The organism is Cupriavidus consociatus (assembly GCF_017814975.1).
Lineage (GTDB): Bacteria > Pseudomonadota > Gammaproteobacteria > Burkholderiales > Burkholderiaceae > Cupriavidus > Cupriavidus consociatus.
Map to the genome: position 1 here is coordinate 78,053 of NZ_JAGIQA010000016.1, position 17,260 is coordinate 95,312.

Annotated in this window: 21 protein-coding genes; 1 reads left to right on the forward strand and 20 read right to left on the reverse strand. The window is 64.8% G+C overall.

Features of this window, described 5'->3' with window-relative positions; translation table 11 throughout:
- Positions 1-20 precede the first annotated feature (20 nt).
- Positions 21-1,214, forward strand: coding sequence for a Do family serine endopeptidase (locus tag J8I82_RS21855; RefSeq protein ID WP_209761004.1), 1,194 nt, complete (start codon positions 21-23; stop codon positions 1,212-1,214).
- Positions 1,215-1,790: 576 nt separating this feature from the next.
- Here J8I82_RS21855 and J8I82_RS21860 read toward each other — a convergent pair.
- From J8I82_RS21860 to J8I82_RS21955, 20 genes are all read right to left on the reverse strand, one after another.
- Positions 1,791-2,900 carry a porin gene (locus J8I82_RS21860; RefSeq protein ID WP_209761005.1) on the reverse strand — a complete coding sequence of 370 codons (1,110 nt, stop codon included), beginning with the start codon at positions 2,898-2,900 and terminating at the stop codon, positions 1,791-1,793.
- A gap of 240 nt (positions 2,901-3,140) precedes the next feature.
- Complete coding sequence (gene tatC, locus J8I82_RS21865; protein WP_209761006.1) at positions 3,141-3,938, reverse strand: twin-arginine translocase subunit TatC; 798 nt, start codon at positions 3,936-3,938, stop codon at positions 3,141-3,143.
- Positions 3,939-4,071: 133 nt separating this feature from the next.
- Positions 4,072-4,581, reverse strand: coding sequence for a Sec-independent protein translocase protein TatB (gene tatB / locus J8I82_RS21870; protein WP_209761007.1), 510 nt, complete (start codon positions 4,579-4,581; stop codon positions 4,072-4,074).
- An 84-nt stretch (positions 4,582-4,665) separates the two neighbouring features.
- Positions 4,666-4,905 carry a Sec-independent protein translocase subunit TatA gene (gene tatA, locus J8I82_RS21875; protein ID WP_209761008.1) on the reverse strand — a complete coding sequence of 80 codons (240 nt, stop codon included), beginning with the start codon at positions 4,903-4,905 and terminating at the stop codon, positions 4,666-4,668.
- Positions 4,906-5,052: 147 nt separating this feature from the next.
- On the reverse strand, positions 5,053-5,409 hold the full coding sequence (locus J8I82_RS21880) for a histidine triad nucleotide-binding protein (protein ID WP_209761009.1): 357 nt from the start codon (positions 5,407-5,409) through the stop codon (positions 5,053-5,055).
- Between the two features lie 52 nt (positions 5,410-5,461).
- The gene (locus tag J8I82_RS21885; protein ID WP_209761010.1) at positions 5,462-5,851 is read right to left on the reverse strand and encodes a DUF4870 family protein; all 390 of its coding nucleotides are present in this window, start codon (positions 5,849-5,851) and stop codon (positions 5,462-5,464) included.
- A gap of 73 nt (positions 5,852-5,924) precedes the next feature.
- A complete protein-coding gene (locus J8I82_RS21890) occupies positions 5,925-6,302 on the reverse strand; it encodes a phosphoribosyl-ATP diphosphatase (RefSeq protein WP_209761011.1) in 378 nt (125 codons plus the stop codon).
- Positions 6,299-6,703 (reverse strand): phosphoribosyl-AMP cyclohydrolase, encoded by a 405-nt coding sequence (gene hisI, locus J8I82_RS21895; RefSeq protein ID WP_063241227.1) that lies wholly within the window; start codon positions 6,701-6,703, stop codon positions 6,299-6,301. The genes J8I82_RS21890 and hisI overlap by 4 nt, the downstream gene beginning before the upstream one ends.
- 2 nt (positions 6,704-6,705) lie before the next feature.
- Complete coding sequence (gene hisF / locus J8I82_RS21900) at positions 6,706-7,476, reverse strand: imidazole glycerol phosphate synthase subunit HisF (protein WP_063241228.1); 771 nt, start codon at positions 7,474-7,476, stop codon at positions 6,706-6,708.
- Positions 7,477-7,569: 93 nt separating this feature from the next.
- Entirely contained in the window at positions 7,570-8,316 is a 747-nt protein-coding gene (gene hisA, locus J8I82_RS21905; RefSeq protein ID WP_029047635.1) for a 1-(5-phosphoribosyl)-5-[(5-phosphoribosylamino)methylideneamino]imidazole-4-carboxamide isomerase, read from the reverse strand.
- Between the two features lie 182 nt (positions 8,317-8,498).
- The gene (gene hisH, locus J8I82_RS21910) at positions 8,499-9,152 is read right to left on the reverse strand and encodes an imidazole glycerol phosphate synthase subunit HisH (protein WP_209761012.1); all 654 of its coding nucleotides are present in this window, start codon (positions 9,150-9,152) and stop codon (positions 8,499-8,501) included.
- The gene (locus J8I82_RS21915; protein ID WP_018004934.1) at positions 9,149-9,772 is read right to left on the reverse strand and encodes a YchE family NAAT transporter; all 624 of its coding nucleotides are present in this window, start codon (positions 9,770-9,772) and stop codon (positions 9,149-9,151) included. The genes hisH and J8I82_RS21915 overlap by 4 nt, the downstream gene beginning before the upstream one ends.
- Before the next feature lie 92 nt (positions 9,773-9,864).
- Positions 9,865-10,452, reverse strand: coding sequence for an imidazoleglycerol-phosphate dehydratase HisB (hisB, locus tag J8I82_RS21920; RefSeq protein WP_209761013.1), 588 nt, complete (start codon positions 10,450-10,452; stop codon positions 9,865-9,867).
- 4 nt (positions 10,453-10,456) lie between these two features.
- Complete coding sequence (hisC, locus tag J8I82_RS21925; RefSeq protein ID WP_209761014.1) at positions 10,457-11,557, reverse strand: histidinol-phosphate transaminase; 1,101 nt, start codon at positions 11,555-11,557, stop codon at positions 10,457-10,459.
- A 35-nt stretch (positions 11,558-11,592) separates the two neighbouring features.
- A complete protein-coding gene (gene hisD, locus J8I82_RS21930) occupies positions 11,593-12,936 on the reverse strand; it encodes a histidinol dehydrogenase (RefSeq protein WP_209761015.1) in 1,344 nt (447 codons plus the stop codon).
- A gap of 51 nt (positions 12,937-12,987) precedes the next feature.
- Positions 12,988-13,662 (reverse strand): ATP phosphoribosyltransferase, encoded by a 675-nt coding sequence (hisG, locus tag J8I82_RS21935; RefSeq protein ID WP_029047631.1) that lies wholly within the window; start codon positions 13,660-13,662, stop codon positions 12,988-12,990.
- Positions 13,663-13,680: 18 nt separating this feature from the next.
- A complete protein-coding gene (murA, locus tag J8I82_RS21940; protein WP_209761016.1) occupies positions 13,681-14,931 on the reverse strand; it encodes a UDP-N-acetylglucosamine 1-carboxyvinyltransferase in 1,251 nt (416 codons plus the stop codon).
- A gap of 79 nt (positions 14,932-15,010) precedes the next feature.
- Entirely contained in the window at positions 15,011-15,259 is a 249-nt protein-coding gene (locus J8I82_RS21945; RefSeq protein WP_209761017.1) for a BolA family protein, read from the reverse strand.
- Between the two features lie 51 nt (positions 15,260-15,310).
- Positions 15,311-16,132 carry an ABC transporter permease gene (locus J8I82_RS21950; protein WP_209761018.1) on the reverse strand — a complete coding sequence of 274 codons (822 nt, stop codon included), beginning with the start codon at positions 16,130-16,132 and terminating at the stop codon, positions 15,311-15,313.
- Positions 16,129-17,079 carry an ABC transporter ATP-binding protein gene (locus tag J8I82_RS21955; RefSeq protein ID WP_209761019.1) on the reverse strand — a complete coding sequence of 317 codons (951 nt, stop codon included), beginning with the start codon at positions 17,077-17,079 and terminating at the stop codon, positions 16,129-16,131. The genes J8I82_RS21950 and J8I82_RS21955 overlap by 4 nt, the downstream gene beginning before the upstream one ends.
- Between the last annotated feature and the right edge of the window lie 181 nt (positions 17,080-17,260).

The window sequence follows — 17,260 nt, forward strand, 5'->3', positions numbered from 1 at the left end:
TTTCTGCTCAAAACTCCAATATGTTGCGGCGCTTTTGGCTGTTCTTTGCCCAGGCTGTCACCGTCGTGCTGGCGGTCTGGTTCGTCGTGGCAACGCTCAAGCCTGATTGGCTCCAGAGGGGGCGCGTCGCTGTCCAGTCCGGGTCGCCGATCGTGGCGCTCAAGGAAGTCGTGCCTAACGTGTCCGGCCCTGCCGCCGAAGGGTCTTACAGTGAAGCCGCACAGTCCGCCATGCCGGCGGTGGTGAATATCTTTACCAGCAAGAACGGCAACAAGCGCTCGCCCAACCCGCAGGCCGAGGATCCGTGGTTCCGCTTCTTCTTTGGCGACCGCCTGCCGGAACGGCAGGAACCGGTGTCGAGCCTGGGATCAGGCGTGATTGTCAGTGCCGAGGGTTACATTCTAACCAACCACCACGTGGTGGATGGCGCCGACGAGATCGAGATTGCGCTGACCGATGGCCGGAAAGCCAACGCCAAGGTCGTCGGTTCCGACCCCGAGACCGACCTGGCCGTGCTGAAAGTGACGCTGAAGGACCTGCCCGCGATCACGCTGGGCCGGCTGGAGAACGTCAAGGTGGGCGACGTGGTGCTGGCGATCGGCAATCCGTTCGGCGTGGGCCAGACCGTAACGATGGGCATCGTGTCGGCGCTGGGGCGCAGCCATCTCGGCATCAACACCTTCGAAAACTTCATCCAGACCGACGCGGCAATCAACCCGGGCAACTCGGGCGGTGCGCTCGTTGATGCGCAGGGCAACCTGCTGGGCATCAACACGGCGATCTACTCGCGTTCGGGCGGCTCGCTCGGGATTGGATTTGCGATCCCGGTATCGACGGCCAAGCAAGTGATGGAGTCGATTATTTCTACCGGCAGCGTCACGCGTGGCTGGATCGGCGTCGAGCCGCAGGACATGACGCCGGAAATCGCCGAATCGTTCGGCCTCGATGCCAAGGAAGGCGCACTGATCGCCGCCGTGGTCCAGGGGGGGCCGGCCGACAAGGCCGGCGTGAAGCCGGGTGATGTGCTAGCCAAGGTGGATGGCTCGTCGATCACCGACACGACTGCGCTGCTGAATGCCATCGCCCAGCTCAAGCCAGGTGTCGATATCAAGATGACGGTCATCCGACGGGGCAAGCCTACCGAACTGACGGTAACGATCGGCAAGCGGCCGCCACCGCCACGCCGGGCGCTGCCGTTCGATGAGGAGGAGTGAGGCCGAGTCATCCCCGGCCCTGCATGCAAAACCCCGCCAGCGATGGCGGGGTTTTTTTGTTGGGCTCTGGCCCATATAGGCTTGCCCAGTGCCGAGTGGCGCCGCTGTCCGTCCGCTCGTCCCTAAAGCCCATATCGGGGCCATGCATTTTCCCGATCACCGCGGTCGAGCCAACGGATGCTCATCCAGCCGGAGCCGGTTGGTCAGTCGCCAGCAGGTGGTCGGTGGTCGGTGGTCGGTGGTCGGTGGTCGGTGGTCGTGCTAGGTGCCAGGTGCAATGCCAAGGGCCAAGGGCTGAGTGCTGAGTGCTGAGTGCTGAGTGCTGAGTGCTGAGTGCTGAGTGCTGAGTGCTGAGTGCTGAGTGCTGAGTGCCAAAAGCCAACCGTACCTTTCCCTGCGAGCCTGCCTGCGCAACACTACACGTCGCAATGCGCACAGACGGCCCTCCGCGCTTCACTCGGCTTCGTCGGCAACGCCGGCCCCGTCTCGGGACGCCAGACAAGACAAAAGGCCGGCATCCTTGCGGACGCCGGCCTTCTGCAAGCCAATCTCAAGCGAGCTTACGCCCGCATCAGATTAGAACTTGTGGCGCAGACCAACCACAGCACCGAACTGATCCTTGTTCGGCTGAACGTTGGTGGTCGTGGCGGTGTTGAAGCCGTTCACGCCCAGGGCCGAGCCCTTGTCGTTCAGAGCGTACGACAGCGAGGTGTACACGTCGGTACGCTTCGACAGCGCGTAGTCGGCCGTGATCACGAACTGCCACGGATCCGCGTCGCTCTTGCGGAAGTCCTGGTAGTAAGCAGCGCCCGACAGCGAGAACGCCGGGGTCAGCTGGTAGCCCAGACCCAGCCAGTACAGGTTCGACGAGGTCGACGTGGTGACAACACCGTTGTCAACCGTCGTGCCGCCCGTCAGTGCAGCGCCGTCGAAAGCCTTGGCCCAGCGATAGCCAGCGTAGACCTTGGCCGGACCGAAGGCGTAGTTAGCGCCAACGGTAGCACGGCGGGTGCGCTGACCGCTCTGGTCAACCAGAGCAGCGCCCGTGCCGGTCGAGGTGCCGTGGATTTCGTCATAGGCAGCACCAACCGAGAACGGGCCGGCTGCGTAGTTCAGCAGCGCGCCGTACTGTTGGCCGCGGCGGAACGCACCAGCGGTTTCCTGGCCGTTGTTGTTGAAGCTGTAGAAGGCGTTAGCGGTCAGGCCACCGAACGTGCCGATGTACTTGACGGTGTTGTCAGCGCGCGCAGCGAACTGGGAGTCTTGCGCCAGAATGCCGTAACGCGACGAGATGGCCATCGGGTCATAGATCAGACCGAAGTCATAGAACGAGGTCTGTTGACGGCCCAGCAGCAGCGAACCGTACTGGCTCTGCACACCGACGTAGGCTTGACGACCGAACAGACGGCCGCCTTGTGCCGAGGTGCCGTTGTCGAGGTCGAAACCGCTTTCCAGCACGAACACGCCCTTCAGACCGCCGCCCAGGTCTTCAACGCCACGCAGGCCCCAGCGCGAACCGGACTGGTTGCCCGACGCCATACGGAACAGGTCGTCGCCAGCGGCGTTAGCATTGGTGTTGTACTCGAGGCCGACGTCAGCCACGCCGTACAGGGTCACGCTCGATTGGGCATACGCGCCACCAGCGGCCAGAGCGGCGACGGCAGCAGCAAACAGTTTCATCTTCATATCGACACTTTCCTTGTCAACTGATTGGGAAATCTTGGTTGCCCAAGTGCTTGGGCGACGTATTTACATTCACGTCTGCTGCGTATTATGTGCCAGCCCCCCCGGCCCTCAGAAGGCTTTTTCGGCGTAAACCAAGCTTACCAACGGTTTTTGTTGTGATCGAACAACACGGGTGGGCGAAAAAATCCCCGTTTTGGTGCAAAACTGAGGTCTAAGACTCGGAGTACTACCTCAGCGGCATTAGTCCGTCTGTGTTTCCCCTGAAGTCTCGGCTTGTGCGGCCGGACGGCCGACGAAGCGCGCCATGATCAGCCCGAGTTCATAGAGCAGCACAAGCGGCACAGCCAGCAGCAACTGCGACAGCACATCCGGCGGCGTCACGATGGCGGCAATGATAAAAGCCCCGACGATCACATAGGGGCGAATCTGCTTGAGCTTTTCCAGCTCGACCACGCCGAATCGAACGAGCACGATCACCACCACCGGCACCTCGAAGGTGATGCCGAAGGCAAGGAAGGTGGTCATGGCAAAGCTGAGGTACTTGTCGATATCGGTTGACATGTCCGCACCCAGCGGCGCGTTGTAATGCGCCATGAAGTGGAACACCGTCGGGAACACCAGGAAGTACGCAAACGCCACGCCGCACAGGAACAGGATGTAACTGCTCGATACCAGCGGCAGGATCAGCCGCTTCTCATGCTGATATAGCCCGGGCGCGACGAACTGCCAGACCTGGTAGAGCACCCACGGCAGCGCGATCAGGAACGCCACCAGCAACGTGACCTTCATCGGCACGAAGAACGAGCCGGTGACATCGGTCACGATCATCTTGCCGCCCTTGGGCAGCGACTGCATCAGCGGCGCCGCAAACAGGTTGAAGATGACCGGCGCCCAGTAGACCAGGCAAACGAAGACCAGGATGATCCCGCCCACCGCCTTGACCAGGCGCTGGCGCAACTCGATCAGGTGGGAAATGAAGGTTTCCTGCTGCGACTCGTCTTGCGGGTCTTGGGGATCTGGGGACCGGGTGTCGCTCATGGCGTGGACCGCTCAGCCGCGCAGGCTGGCAAGGTGGATCGATGATGCCGCTCGCCGCGGCGCAATTGGATGAGCATGGCGATGGCAGCGGCAGCCCTGGCATGGGCCGGCAACCCGTCGCCGTGCAACGTGCTCACTCGAAAAAGGAACGGGACGGCCGGCTGGCCGGGCGGTGGCGCTTCACGCGCGCGGCGCCCGACTGCACCCAGACCCGGACATTGTGCTGGCGCTTGAACCACAGCGGCCGCGCGCCTTGCTTCACGCGCCAACTCTTGCGGCCGTTGTGCGCCTTGTGCGCCGCGTCCCAGCTGGGCACGAAGCTGTCTCCGCTGGCGCTGACGCCCCCGTTGTTCGCTTCGGTGCCGCCGAGCGCTTCGTTCAGCGCCTGAGTCTGCTCGCTGACTTCCTTGTGGATCGTGCGCTCGACGTCGCGCGCCGCTTCCTCGAATTCGGAGCGCATCTTGCGCAATTCTTCCAGCTCGACTTCGCGGCTGACCTCGGCCTTGACGTCATTGATATAGCGTTGCGCGCGGCCGACCAGGGCGCCAACGGTGCGGGCGACCTTGGGCAGCCGCTCAGGACCGATCACGATCAGTGCCACGGCACCGATCAGCGCCAGCTTGGAAATGCCGAGATCAATCATGCGGACATCATGCGGAAGACAGCGGAGACGCGGGGCTGCGCACAGGCAGCCACGATCGCGGGAAGGGGATGGCGCACCGACGGCTTACTGCTGCTGGCGCGACTTTTCCTTGGCCTCGACGTCGATGGTGGTGGAGTCGCGCAGTTCCTTGGACTGGGCGGCCTCGGCCGACTTTTCCTTGTCTTCGCCGTCCTTCATGCCATCCTTGAAACCCTTGACTGCGCCGCCCAGGTCCTGGCCGATATTGCGCAGTTTCTTGGTGCCGAACACAAGCATGACGATCACCAGCACGATCAGCCAGTGCCAAATGCTAAACGAACCCATCTCTTGCTCCTGGTGAAGCCTCGGGCGTAGTCATAGTCGCCCGGACCCGTTGTTCCGTCCCGTTATGGCCGCGCCGGGCGACGGTTGCCGGCGCAGCATTTGCCCCGGCGTTGCCGCCGCGGGCGCTCCCATGCCAAGGCCGCCCGGTCAGGGCAGCGGTCCCTTCCACTGGTGGCGCGGCCCACCGAGCACATGCAGGTGCAGGTGGTAGATTTCCTGACCGCCGTCCGGCCCGGTATTGATCACCGTCCGGAAACCGTTGCCACAGCCTGCCGCGCGCGCCAGTTCAGGCACCTTCAGCATCATTCTAGCAAGCACCTCCCCTTCGCCGGCGCCGCAATCGGCCAGCGAGTCGACATGCGACTTGGGGATGACCAGCAAGTGTACCGGGGCCTTGGGATGGATATCGTGGAAGGCCACCATGTCGTCGTCTTCGTACACCTTGCGCGACGGTATCTGGCCGGCCACGATCTTGCAGAAAATGCAATTATCCTGAGCGTTCATGAAAATTTCATTGCGGCGAACCCTGCACCCTGGGGTCTCGGGTCCTCCGGAATCAGAACTGCTGATCCGGGTACATCGGCTTGCTGTCGTTGAGGTACAGCCAGCCCTTGACGATACGATACAGCATCCACAGCGACAGCACGCCCCAGACCGCGAAAGCCAGCGGCATCAGCACCACGGTGGCGAACAGCACGCCGCCCAGCACCGCCCAAGCCACTGACCACCAGAACGAGCGGATCTGCCAGGCGAAGTGCGAGGCATACAGCGAACCGCGCGCGTCATCGCGCTTGACGTAGTCGATGACGATGGCGATCAGCGCCGTAATGCCGCCGGTCAGCCAGAAGATCGCGTACAGCGCGTACAGGATATGCAGCAGCTTGCGCAGGCTGCTCTGCTGTTCGCCGCTGGGACCGGTAACCTGCGCGGTGTAGTCGTTCGCCATGTTTGCCCTTGTTCTGCGATGGCCTGCCTCACGGCAGGCGGGAGACTGGCCAGCACAGCGACTGGTCAGCCGGTCAGCCCTCTTCCTTGCGCCGGGCTTTTTCTTCCAGGCCGGAAAGCCCTTCGCGCCGTGCCAGTTCGTTGACCACGTCGTCGGGGCCCAGCCCGAAGTTTGCCAGCAACACCAGGGTGTGGAACCACAGGTCCGCCACCTCATAGACCAGCTTGCCGGCCTCGCTGCCGCTGTGGCCGGCAGCGCGTGCGTCCTTGGCCGCCATCACGGTCTCGGTGGCTTCCTCGCCGATCTTCTTCAGGATGGCGTCGTCGCCCTTGCTGTACAGCTTGGCAACATAGGATCTGGCGGGATCGCCGCCATTGACTGGCTTGCGCGATTCGAGCACTTCGGCCACGCGTGCCAGCACATCGCTGCTGCTCGGTTGGGTATCGCTCATGGCTTGGTATAGATCTGTGCAGGGTCCTTCAGCACGGGTTCGACGGTCTGCCAGTCGCCCGCTTCCGCATCGCCCTCGAATTTCTGGAAGAAGCAGGAATGGCGCCCGGTATGGCAGGCGATGCTGTCGACCTGCGTGACCTTGAGCAGCACCACGTCCTCGTCGCAGTCGAGGCGGATCTCATGCACCTTCTGCACATGGCCGGACTCTTCGCCCTTGTGCCACAGGCGCTTGCGCGAACGCGACCAGAACACGGCCTCGCCCAGTTCCACCGTGCGCTGCAGCGCGTCGCGGTTCATGAACGCGAACATCAGCACGTCGTTCGAACCCACTTCCTGCACGATCACCGGCACCAGCCCGTTATCGTCCCACTTGACCTTGTTGAGCCACTTCTTTGCCATGATCAGATCCGCACGGGAATGCCCTCGCGGGCCATGAATGCCTTGGCTTCGCCCACGGTATGCTGGCCGTAGTGGAAGATGCTGGCGGCCAGCACCGCGTCGGCGCGGCCCTTGGTGATGCCGTCGGCGAGGTCCTGCAGCCCGCCGACGCCACCCGAGGCGATCACCGGCACCGGCACCGCGTCGCTGACGGCGCGGGTCAGTTCCAGGTCGAACCCGCTCTTGGTGCCGTCGCGGTCCATGCTGGTCAGCAGGATCTCGCCGGCGCCGCGCGCTGCCATCTCCCGGGCCCACTCGACCGCGTCCAGGCCGGTCGCCTTGCGCCCGCCGTGGGTGAAGACTTCCCAGCGCGACGGCTCGCCCGGCGCCGAACTGCGCTTGGCGTCGATGGCCACCACGATGCACTGCGAACCATACTTGGCCGTGGCATCGGACACCAACTGCGGATTGGCGATGGCCGACGAATTGACGCTGATCTTGTCCGCGCCGGCATTGAGCAGGCGCCGCACGTCTTCGACCGTGCGCACGCCACCACCGACCGTGAGCGGGATGAAAACCTGCGAGGCGACGTCCTCGATGATGTGCAGCATCAGGTCGCGCCCGTCGCTGGTGGCGGTGATGTCGAGGAATGTGATTTCGTCGGCGCCCTGCTCGTCATAGCGGCGCGCGATCTCCACGGGATCGCCCGCATCGCGGAGCTCGACGAAATTGACGCCCTTGACCACCCGCCCGTTGGTCACGTCCAGGCAGGGGATGATACGTTTGGCTAGCATGAGAGTCCTTGTCCGCCGCCGCGCCGGCAAGGCACCGGTGCGACAGCGGCTGCGCCCGCGGGCGCGTTGGCTTGCGTTGGGCTCGCGTGGGCCTTATTGGCCGTCTCGAAGCTTGTCGGCACGGGCCTGCGCATCGGCAAAGTTCAGGTCACCGGAGTAGATCGCGCGGCCGCAGATGACGCCTTCCACACCCTCGCCTTCGACCGCGCACAGGTTGTCGATGTCCGCCAGGTTGGACAGGCCGCCGCTGGCGATCACCGGGATCGACATCGACTGCGCCAGCTTGACGGTGGCGTCGATATTGATCCCCTGCAGCATGCCGTCGCGGCCGATATCGGTATAGATGATGGCTTCGACACCGTAGTCTTCGTACTTGCGCGCCAGGTCCGCCACTTCATGCCCGGTCAGCTTGCTCCAGCCATCGGTGGCAACCTTGCCGTCCTTGGCATCGAGGCCGACGATGATGTGTCCGCCGAAGGCCGAGCAGGCGTCCTTCAGGAAGCCGGGGTTCTTCACCGCCGCGGTGCCGATGATGACGTACGACAAGCCGTCGTCCAGCCAGCGTTCGATGGTGTTCAGGTCGCGGATGCCGCCTCCCAGTTGCACCGGGATCTCATCGCCGACCTCGGCGATGATGGCCTTGATGGCCGCCTCGTTGCGGGGCTTGCCCACGAACGCGCCGTTCAGGTCCACCAGGTGCAGGCGCCGCGCGCCCTGCTCCACCCAGTGGCGTGCCATGGCGGCGGGATCTTCGGAAAAGACGGTGGCCTGGTCCATGTCGCCTTGTTTGAGGCGTACACACTGACCGTCCTTCAGGTCGATGGCCGGAATGAGCAACATATGCGTGACGAGCGTGGTTGAGTAAGTGAGGTTGAGCGAGACCGGCGGGGCCGGTCAGGTCGGGGTCGATATTCGATCGGGAACTGGTCGCTTGACGGGTTGCGTGAAGGGTCCGGTGACGGGTCTGTCTGGTTCTCGGTCGAACAATCGTCAAACAAGCGATTCGGGGTGTCCGCTGCGCCTTATGGATTCCAGTGGACGAAGTTCCGGTACAGCTGCAGGCCCACGGCCGCGCTCTTCTCGGGGTGGAACTGCGTCGCGAAAATATTATCGCGGGCTACCGCGCTGGTAAACACGACTCCATACTCCGTTTCGCCGGCGATATGGGCCGGATCCTGCGCCTGCACATAGTAGCTATGGACGAAATAGAACCAGCTGTCGTCGGGAATCCCGGCCCACAGCGGGTGCGGCTTCGCCTGGCGCACCCGGTTCCAGCCCATCTGCGGCACTTTGAAACGCGAGCCGTCGGGCTGCGTCATGCCTTCCAGTGCAAAACGCACCACCTGGCCGGGCATCAGGCCCAGCGCCGGTGTGCGGTCCGCACCAGCACGACTTTCGGTACTGAACTCGAACAGCATCTGTTCGCCGACGCACACACCCAGCATCGGCTTGCTGCCGGCGGCCTCGACCACCGCTTCCTGCAGGCCCGAGGCGCCCAGCGCCGACATGCAGTCCGGCATCGCGCCCTGGCCGGGCAGCACCACGCGATCCGCGCTGCGGATGCCTTCAGGGGCATCCACCAGCCGCACATCCGCTTCCGGTGCCGCGGCACGCAGCGCCTGCGCCACCGAGCGCAGGTTGCCCATGCCGTAATCCACAATTGCTATGGTAGTCATGATTTCAAAACAGGCAACAATGTCTTCAGCCCGTCCACAATGAATTCAACGGCCAGCGCCGACAGGATCAGCCCCATCAGGCGCGTGCCGATATTGATGCCGGTGCGGCCGATGACCCGGGCGATCGGGTCGGCCGCGCGGAACACCAGGTACACCACCGAGCCCAGCAGCGCGCCGATGCCCACCAGGATCAGCAACTGGTACCAGTGCTGGGTCTTGCCGGCATAGACGATCACCGTGCTGATCGAGCCCGGCCCGGTCAGCAGCGGCAGCGCAAGCGGCACCACCGCGATGCTGGACTTTACCTCGGCCTCATCCTCTTCTTCCGGCGTGGCCTTGGTACGGCTGGTCTGCGCGTTCAGCATGTTCATGGCCATCATGATCATGATCAGACCGCCACCCACCTGCAGCGATGCCACCGAGATATTGAAGAACTCGATGATCTGCTGCCCCAGCAACGCCGACACCGCCACCACGATCGCCACCGAGATCGACGCGATCTTGATGGTACGCAGCTTTTCCGCTTCAGTCTGCTGGCTGGTCAGGCTGATGAAGAACGGGATCGCCCCGATCGGGTTGATCAGCGCCAGCAGCGAAATAAACGACTTGAGCGTATCCATCGGTTGCGGGTTGCCAGCATTGCTGGCCGTATTCAGTCTGCAAAGGTGGGCGGGCGCCGCAACCAGCCGGCACGCCTACGGGTTAAGGAAGCTCAGAGCGTACCCTTGGTCGACGGGATCGTGTTGGCCGCGCGCCGATCCAGCTCAACCGCCATGCGCAGTGCCCGGCCAAAGGCCTTGAACACGGTTTCGCACTGATGGTGGGCATTGATGCCGCGCAGGTTGTCGATATGCAGGGTCACCCCGGCATGGTTGACGAAGCCGCGGAAGAACTCGATGGTCAGGTCGACATCGAAGCTGCCCACGCGCGCACGCGTGAACGGCACGTGGAACTCCAGGCCGGGGCGTCCGGAGAAATCGATCACCACGCGCGACAGGCATTCGTCCAGCGGCACGTAGCTGTGGCCGTAGCGGGTGATGCCCTTCTTGTCGCCAATGGCCCTGGCGACGGCCTGTCCCAGCGTGATGCCGACGTCTTCCACCGTATGGTGGTCGTCGATATGCGTGTCGCCGGTGGCTTCGACCTCCAGATCGAACATGCCATGCCGGGCGATCTGGTCGAGCATGTGGTCGAGGAACGGCACGCCCGACGCCAGCTTCTGGCGGCCGGTGCCGTCGAGATTCAGGGAAACGCGGATTTGCGTTTCCGAAGTATTGCGGGTGACCTCTGCAACACGCATGTTGTTAATCCTGCAGCGACGCTGCGAATGCCTCAAGGAACTGCGCGTTTTCTTCGGGCGTGCTGACTGTGACGCGCAGACAATTGGCCAGCAACGGGTGCATTTTACTCACGTTCTTGATCAACACCTTCCGCGCCAGCAGGCGGTCGAAGGTCTGTGCGGCATCCGGCACGCGCGCCAGCAGGAAGTTGGCGGCGCTGGGGAACACCGTGACGCCAGCATGCGCGGCCATGCCGTCGGCCACGCGAGTGCGCTCGGCGCGCAGCTGCGCCGCCTGTTCATCCAGCACCGACACATGCTCCAGCGCGAACAGCGCCGCCGCCTCGGTCAGCACGTTGACGTTGTACGGCGGACGCACCTTGTCGATCTGTGTCAGCCACTCCGGCGCGCCGGCCAGGTAGCCCAGGCGGATGCCGGCCAGGCCGAGCTTGGACACGGTGCGCATCACCAACAGGTTGCCGAAGTCCGTCAAGCGCGGCATCCAGCTTTGCTGCGCGAAGGGCTGGTAGGCCTCGTCGACCACCACCAGGCTGTTGCAGACATCGCCTTGCGCGGCGCGGAGGATGGCCTCCATGTCAGCCGCGTCGAACAGATTGCCGGTGGGATTGTTCGGATAGGCCAGGTAAACAATGGCGGGCTGGTGCTCGGACATTGCCGCCAGCATGGCATCGCGGTCGAGCGTGAAGTCGGCGCGCAGCGGCACGCCGACGAACTCGAGGCCGGCAAACTGCGCCGACATCGCATACATGACAAAGCCCGGCACCGGCGCCATCACCTTGGCGCCCGGCTTGGCCGCGGCCAGCGCCAGCATGCTGATGATCTCGTCCGAGCCGTTGCCCAGCAGCACGTCCATGCCGGCGGGCACCTGCATCACATCCTTCAGCCGGGCGCGCAGCGCTTCGCTGCTGGGCACCGGGTAGCGGTTCAGCGCCACCTCGCCCAGTCGCGCGGCCAGTTGCTGGCGTAGCTCCTGCGGCAGGCGGTACGGGTTCTCCATCGCGTCGAGCTTGACCAGACCGTGCGAATCCGGCACGTGGTAGGCGCCCATGGCGCGCACGTCGTCACGGATGATGCGTTCGATCAGGGAGGGCTCTACGGCTGACATGGAAACTCCAGGTTTGACTGCGTTGGTTCAGTAATTCAACTGCGCTTGAAACGGTATTCCGCGCTGCGGGCGTGGGCCTGCAGGCCTTCGCCATATGCCAGCTCGGCGGCGATCTGGCCGAGCATCTGCGCCCCGCCCTCGCTGACCTCGATCAGGCTCGAGCGCTTCAGGAAGTCATAGACGCCCAGCGGCGACGAGAAGCGTGCGGTGCGCGAGGTCGGCAGCACGTGGTTGGGCCCGGCGCAGTAGTCGCCCAGCGACTCGCTGGTATAGCGGCCGAGGAAGATGGCGCCGGCGTGGCGGATCTTCTCGCTCCACTGGCGCGGGTTCTCGGCGGAGATTTCCAGATGCTCCGGCGCGATCGCGTTGGCGATCTCGCAGGCTTCTTCCATGTCGCGCACCTTGACCAGCGCGCCACGGCCTGAGATCGACGCGGCGATCACGTCGCGGCGCGGCATGGTCGGCAGCTGGCGCTGGATGCTGGCTTCGACGCGGGCGATATATTCGGCGTCCGGGCACAGCAGGATGGACTGCGCCAGTTCGTCGTGCTCGGCCTGCGAGAACAGGTCCATCGCCACCCAGTCGGGATCCGTGGTGCCGTCGCAGATCACGAGGATCTCGGACGGCCCTGCAATCATGTCGATGCCGACGGTGCCGAACACGCGGCGCTTGGCCGCGGCCACGTAGGCATTGCCCGGGCCGACGATCTTGTCGACCTGCGGCAGCGTCGCGGTGCTATAGGCCAGCGCGCCCACGGCCTGCGCGCCCCCGATGGTGAAAACGCGATCGACGCCGGCGATCTGCGCGGCGGCCAGCACCAGCTCGTTGCGCACGCCGCCGGGCGTGGGCACGACCATGATGATTTCCTTCACGCCGGCCACGCGCGCCGGAATCGCGTTCATCAGCACCGACGACGGGTAGGCGGCCTTGCCGCCCGGCACGTAGATGCCGACGCGGTCCAGCGGCGTCACCTTCTGGCCCAGCATGGTGCCGTCGGCCTCGGTGTACTCCCAGCTGTGGCTGCCGCACTCGATCTTCTGCTTCTCGTGGTAGGCACGCACGCGCGCGGCGGCGGCTTCGAGCGCGGCGCGGCGCTTGGGCTCGAGGTCTTCGAGTGCGGCCTCGAGCTCGGCCTGCGACAGTTCCAGCGCCGCGATCGACGGCGCTTCCATGCGATCGAAGCGTTTGGTGTATTCCAGCACCGCGGCGTCGCCGCGTGCCTTCACGTCTGCCAGGATCTGTGCCGCCGCGCGGTCGATGGCCTCGTCCTCGCCGGCCTCGAAGGCCAGTACCTGGCGCAGCGCCTCGGCAAAACCCGGCTCTCTGGAATCAAGCCGGCGGATCGGCAGGTTTTCCATTTCGGATGCGGTTGCGTTCATGACTTCTTTTCCTTCTCAGTCGGCACCGGCCTGGTGTGGCCCGATGTGGCCTTACACCAGCGCCGCCGAAGCGCGTTCGAAAGCATCGAGGATCGGCGCCAGCCGCTCGCGCTTGAGTTTGAGCGCGGCCTGGTTCACCACCAGCCGCGACGAAATTTGCACGATCTCTTCCACTTCGACCAGGTTGTTGGCGCGCAGCGTGCTGCCGGTGCTGACCAGGTCGACGATGGCATCGGACAGGCCCACCAGCGGGCCCAGCTCCATCGAACCGTACAGCTTGATCAGGTCGACGTGAACGCCCTTTTTCGCAAAGTGCTCGCGCGCGGTCTGCACGTACTTGGTGGCCACCGCCAGGCGCGCGCCCTGGCGCACCGCGCTGGCGTAGTCAAATCCGGCCGGCACCGCCACCGACATACGGCAGCGGGCGATGTTGAGGTCGATCGGCGCGTACAGGCCGGCCATGCCATGTTCCATCAGCACGTCCTTGCCGGCCACGCCGAAGTCGGCGGCGCCGTACTGCACGTAGGTCGGCACGTCCGAGGCGCGCACGATCACCACGCGCACGGCGGGGTCCGAGGTCGGCAGGATCAGCTTGCGCGAGGTCTCGGGATCCTCGGTCACCTGGATGCCGGCGGCTTCGAGCAGCGGCAACGTTTCGGTAAAGATGCGGCCCTTGGACAGCGCCAGCGTCAGCTGGTTGGGCGAAGCATTGAAAGTGGGGCTCATCGGCGTCAGTCCTCGTGCTCAGGCAATGCGGCGGATCTTGGCGCCCACTGCAGACAGCTTGTCTTCCATGCGGTCGTAGCCGCGGTCCAGGTGATAGATACGGTCGATCACAGTGTCGCCCTCGGCGACCAGGCCGGCGATGACCAGGCTGGCGGAGGCGCGCAGGTCGGTGGCCATCACGCTGGCGCCGGACAGGCGCGGCACGCCGCTCACCACCGCGGTGTTGCCTTCGACGGCGATGTCGGCGCCGAGGCGGTTCAGTTCCTGCACGTGCATGAACCGGTTCTCGAAGATGGTCTCGGTCACGCGCGCGGTGCCTTCGGCCACGGCATTCAGCGCCATGAACTGGGCCTGCATATCGGTCGGGAAGGCCGGGTATTCCGAGGTGCGGAAGCTCACCGCCTTCGCGCGGCGCGGCATCGCCAGGCGGATCCAGTCGGCGCCCGTCTCGATGCGGGCGCCGGCTTCGCGCAGCTTGTCGAGCACGGCGTCGAGCAGGTCCGGGCGCACATCGCGCAGCACGAGCTCGCCCAGCGTCGCGGCCGCAGCGCACAGGAAGGTGCCGGCCTCGATGCGGTCGGCAATCACGCCGTGGCGGGCGCCGTGCAGCTTGTCGACGCCCTGCACCACCAGCCGGTCGGTGCCGATGCCGTCGATTTTCGCGCCCATCTTGACCAGCAGGTGGGCCAGGTCGCTGACCTCGGGCTCGCGCGCGGCGTTTTCCAGCACGGTCTCGCCGTCGGCCAGCGTGGCGGCCATCAGCAGGTTCTCGGTGCCGGTCACGGTGATCATGTCGGTGACCACGCGCGCGCCCTTCAGGCGGGGGGCGCGGGCATGGATAAAGCCATGCTCGATACTGATCTCGGCGCCCATCGCCTGCAGGCCCTTGATGTGCTGGTCGACCGGCCGCGCGCCGATGCCGCAGCCGCCAGGCAGCGAGACCCGGGCCTCGCCGAAGCGCGCCACCAGCGGGCCCAGCACCAGGATCGAGGCGCGCATGGTCTTGACCAGCTCGTACGGCGCCTCGAGCGAGTTGACGTCGGCGCCGTTGAGCGCGACGGTGGCGCCATCCTGCTCGGCGCGCATGCCCATCAGGCGCAGAAGCTTGAGCGTGGTGCGCACATCCTGCAGGTTGGGCACGTTATCCAGCGAGACGGTATCCGCCGTGAGCAAGCCCGCGCACAGGATCGGCAGCGCGGCATTCTTGGCGCCCGAAACGCGGACTTCGCCCCGTAGCGGACCGTTGCCCTGGATCTGGAATTTGTCCATGTTGTGTCGGTTCTGGCCGGGCACTGGGCCCGGCGTCGTTGTCTTCAACCGCGCATGCGGCACGGTGCGGCACGGCCGGCTACTTGCCCTCGCCTGCCTGCCACTCGGCGGGCGTCAGCGTCTTCATCGACAGCGCATGGATCTCGGCGCGCATGCGGTCGCCGAGGGCGGCATAGACACGCTGGTGGCGCTGGATCAGCCGCTTGCCTTCGAACTCGGCGCTGACGATGGTGGCAAAGAAGTGCTGGCCGTCGCCCTCGACTTCCAGATGTTCGCAGGGCAATCCTTGGGCAATGTATTCCCTGACTTGTTCCGGTGTAGGCAGCATGAGGTTCTCTTCAGCGTATTCAGTAAGTGCGCAGTGTCAGTGCGGCCGCGCTCAGTGGCGCAGCTTGTAGCCGGACTTCAGCAGCCGCAGCGCCAGCGCCGCCAGCACCACGAAGGCCGATCCCACCACCGCCAGGCTGAACAGCGGCGACACATCCGAGACGCCGAAGAAGCCATAGCGGAAGCCGTCGATCATGTAGAAGAACGGATTGGCATGGGACACCGCCTGCCAGAAGGCCGGCAGCGAATGGATCGAATAGAACACGCCGGACAGGAAAGTGGCCGGCATGATCAGGAAGTTCTGGAACGCGGCGAGCTGGTCGAACTTCTCGGCCCAGATGCCGGCGATCAGGCCGAGCGTGCCGAGGATGCCTGCGCCCAGCAGCGCGAACACCACGATCCAGCCGATGTTGGCGAAATGCAGGTTGGCAAACCATGCCGTCACCAGCAGCACGCCCAGGCCCACGGTCAGCCCGCGGATCACCGAGGCGAGCACATAGGCGCCGAACATCTCCCAGTGCGACAGCGGCGGCAGCAGCACGAACACCAGGTTGCCGGTGATCTTGGACTGGATCAGCGACGACGAGCTGTTGGCGAAGGCGTTCTGCAGCACGCTCATCATCACCAGGCCGGGCACCAGGAAGGCGGTGTAGCTGATCTGGTCGTAGACCTTGACGCGGTCTTCCAGCACGTGGCCGAAGATCAGCAGGTACAGCACCGCGGTCAGCACCGGCGCGGCCACGGTCTGGAAGCTGACCTTCCAGAAGCGCAGCACTTCCTTGTACAGCAGGGTCCGGAAGCCGACCAGGCCGCCGACGGCCATCGGGCCCAGGCGGGCGTCTTCCACCAGTTCGATTTCGCCAGGCTGCTTCATGCCGCGGCCTCCATGGCGGGGTCGGGCAGCGCGCCCGGCATGTGGCCCTCGCGGCGCATGATCTGAACAAACACGTCTTCGAGGTCGGCCTTGTTGATTTCCATGTCTTCGATGTCACAGCCGGCTTCGCGGCAGGCGGCCAGGATTGGCTCGACCGCCTGGTAGCCGGACAGCCGCAGCCGCACCGCGCGCTCGCCCGGGTTGGCCGGCATGCGCAACGGCTCCAGCGCCTGCGGCAGGGTGCCCTGCGCGAAAGTCAGCACCAGCTGCAGCCCCGCAAACTGCGTCAGGAGATTGCTGGTGCGGTCCAGCGCCACCACTTCGCCGAACTTGAGCATGGCGATGCGGTCGCACAGCGCCTCGGCCTCTTCCAGGTAGTGCGTGGTGAGGATGATGGTGTGGCCCTCACGGTTCAGGCGCGAGATGAACTTCCACAGCGTCTGGCGCAGCTCGACGTCGACGCCGGCGGTGGGCTCGTCCAGCACGATCACCGGCGGGCGGTGTACCAGCGCCTGAGCCACCAGCACGCGGCGTTTCATCCCCCCCGACAACTGACGCATATTGGAATCGGCCTTGCTGGTCAGATCCAGGTTGGCCATGATCTCGTCGATCCAGTCGTCGTTGCGGGTCAGGCCGAAATAGCCGGACTGCAGCCGCAGCGTCTCGCGCACCGTGAAGAACGGGTCGAACACCAGCTCCTGCGGCACCACGCCAAGCATACGCCGCGCCATCCGGTAGTCGGATACGACATCGTGACCCAGCACACGGACGCGGCCGGAGTCGGCGCGGTTCAGGCCGGCGAGGATCGAGATCAGCGTGGTCTTGCCGGCGCCGTTCGGCCCGAGCAGGCCGAAGAATTCGCCGCGTTCGACGGTGAAGCTGACGCCCTTGAGCGCCTGCAGGTTGCTGTAGCGCTTGCGAACGTCGTGGATTTCAATGGCTTTCATGGCCGATTGTGTGTGGCATGCCCGGCCTTTTTTGGGGGCCAGCCGCCTGAAATGGGGAGCTACTGCGTGCCCGGATTTCCTGGGCCGGCTTGGCATGCACCGGAATCAGGCGGGGGAAAGGGCGAACAACCCGGAATTATAGGGGATGCGGGGTAGGTCCCGCTTGATCCCCCACCGGACC

Bases quoted from the DNA above. Each gene is read 5' to 3' on its own strand.
- J8I82_RS21855 (WP_209761004.1), top strand. From the start codon at position 21: ATGTTGCGGCGCTTTTGGCTGTTCTTTGCCCAGGCTGTCACCGTCGTG.
- J8I82_RS21860 (WP_209761005.1), bottom strand. From the start codon at position 2,900: ATGAAGATGAAACTGTTTGCTGCTGCCGTCGCCGCTCTGGCCGCTGGT.
- tatC (WP_209761006.1), bottom strand. From the start codon at position 3,938: ATGAGCGACACCCGGTCCCCAGATCCCCAAGACCCGCAAGACGAGTCG.
- tatB (WP_209761007.1), bottom strand. From the start codon at position 4,581: ATGATTGATCTCGGCATTTCCAAGCTGGCGCTGATCGGTGCCGTGGCA.
- tatA (WP_209761008.1), bottom strand. From the start codon at position 4,905: ATGGGTTCGTTTAGCATTTGGCACTGGCTGATCGTGCTGGTGATCGTC.
- J8I82_RS21880 (WP_209761009.1), bottom strand. From the start codon at position 5,409: ATGAACGCTCAGGATAATTGCATTTTCTGCAAGATCGTGGCCGGCCAG.
- J8I82_RS21885 (WP_209761010.1), bottom strand. From the start codon at position 5,851: ATGGCGAACGACTACACCGCGCAGGTTACCGGTCCCAGCGGCGAACAG.
- J8I82_RS21890 (WP_209761011.1), bottom strand. From the start codon at position 6,302: ATGAGCGATACCCAACCGAGCAGCAGCGATGTGCTGGCACGCGTGGCC.
- hisI (WP_063241227.1), bottom strand. From the start codon at position 6,703: ATGGCAAAGAAGTGGCTCAACAAGGTCAAGTGGGACGATAACGGGCTG.
- hisF (WP_063241228.1), bottom strand. From the start codon at position 7,476: ATGCTAGCCAAACGTATCATCCCCTGCCTGGACGTGACCAACGGGCGG.
- hisA (WP_029047635.1), bottom strand. From the start codon at position 8,316: ATGTTGCTCATTCCGGCCATCGACCTGAAGGACGGTCAGTGTGTACGC.
- hisH (WP_209761012.1), bottom strand. From the start codon at position 9,152: ATGACTACCATAGCAATTGTGGATTACGGCATGGGCAACCTGCGCTCG.
- J8I82_RS21915 (WP_018004934.1), bottom strand. From the start codon at position 9,772: ATGGATACGCTCAAGTCGTTTATTTCGCTGCTGGCGCTGATCAACCCG.
- hisB (WP_209761013.1), bottom strand. From the start codon at position 10,452: ATGCGTGTTGCAGAGGTCACCCGCAATACTTCGGAAACGCAAATCCGC.
- hisC (WP_209761014.1), bottom strand. From the start codon at position 11,557: ATGTCAGCCGTAGAGCCCTCCCTGATCGAACGCATCATCCGTGACGAC.
- hisD (WP_209761015.1), bottom strand. From the start codon at position 12,936: ATGAACGCAACCGCATCCGAAATGGAAAACCTGCCGATCCGCCGGCTT.
- hisG (WP_029047631.1), bottom strand. From the start codon at position 13,662: ATGAGCCCCACTTTCAATGCTTCGCCCAACCAGCTGACGCTGGCGCTG.
- murA (WP_209761016.1), bottom strand. From the start codon at position 14,931: ATGGACAAATTCCAGATCCAGGGCAACGGTCCGCTACGGGGCGAAGTC.
- J8I82_RS21945 (WP_209761017.1), bottom strand. From the start codon at position 15,259: ATGCTGCCTACACCGGAACAAGTCAGGGAATACATTGCCCAAGGATTG.
- J8I82_RS21950 (WP_209761018.1), bottom strand. From the start codon at position 16,132: ATGAAGCAGCCTGGCGAAATCGAACTGGTGGAAGACGCCCGCCTGGGC.
- J8I82_RS21955 (WP_209761019.1), bottom strand. From the start codon at position 17,079: ATGAAAGCCATTGAAATCCACGACGTTCGCAAGCGCTACAGCAACCTG.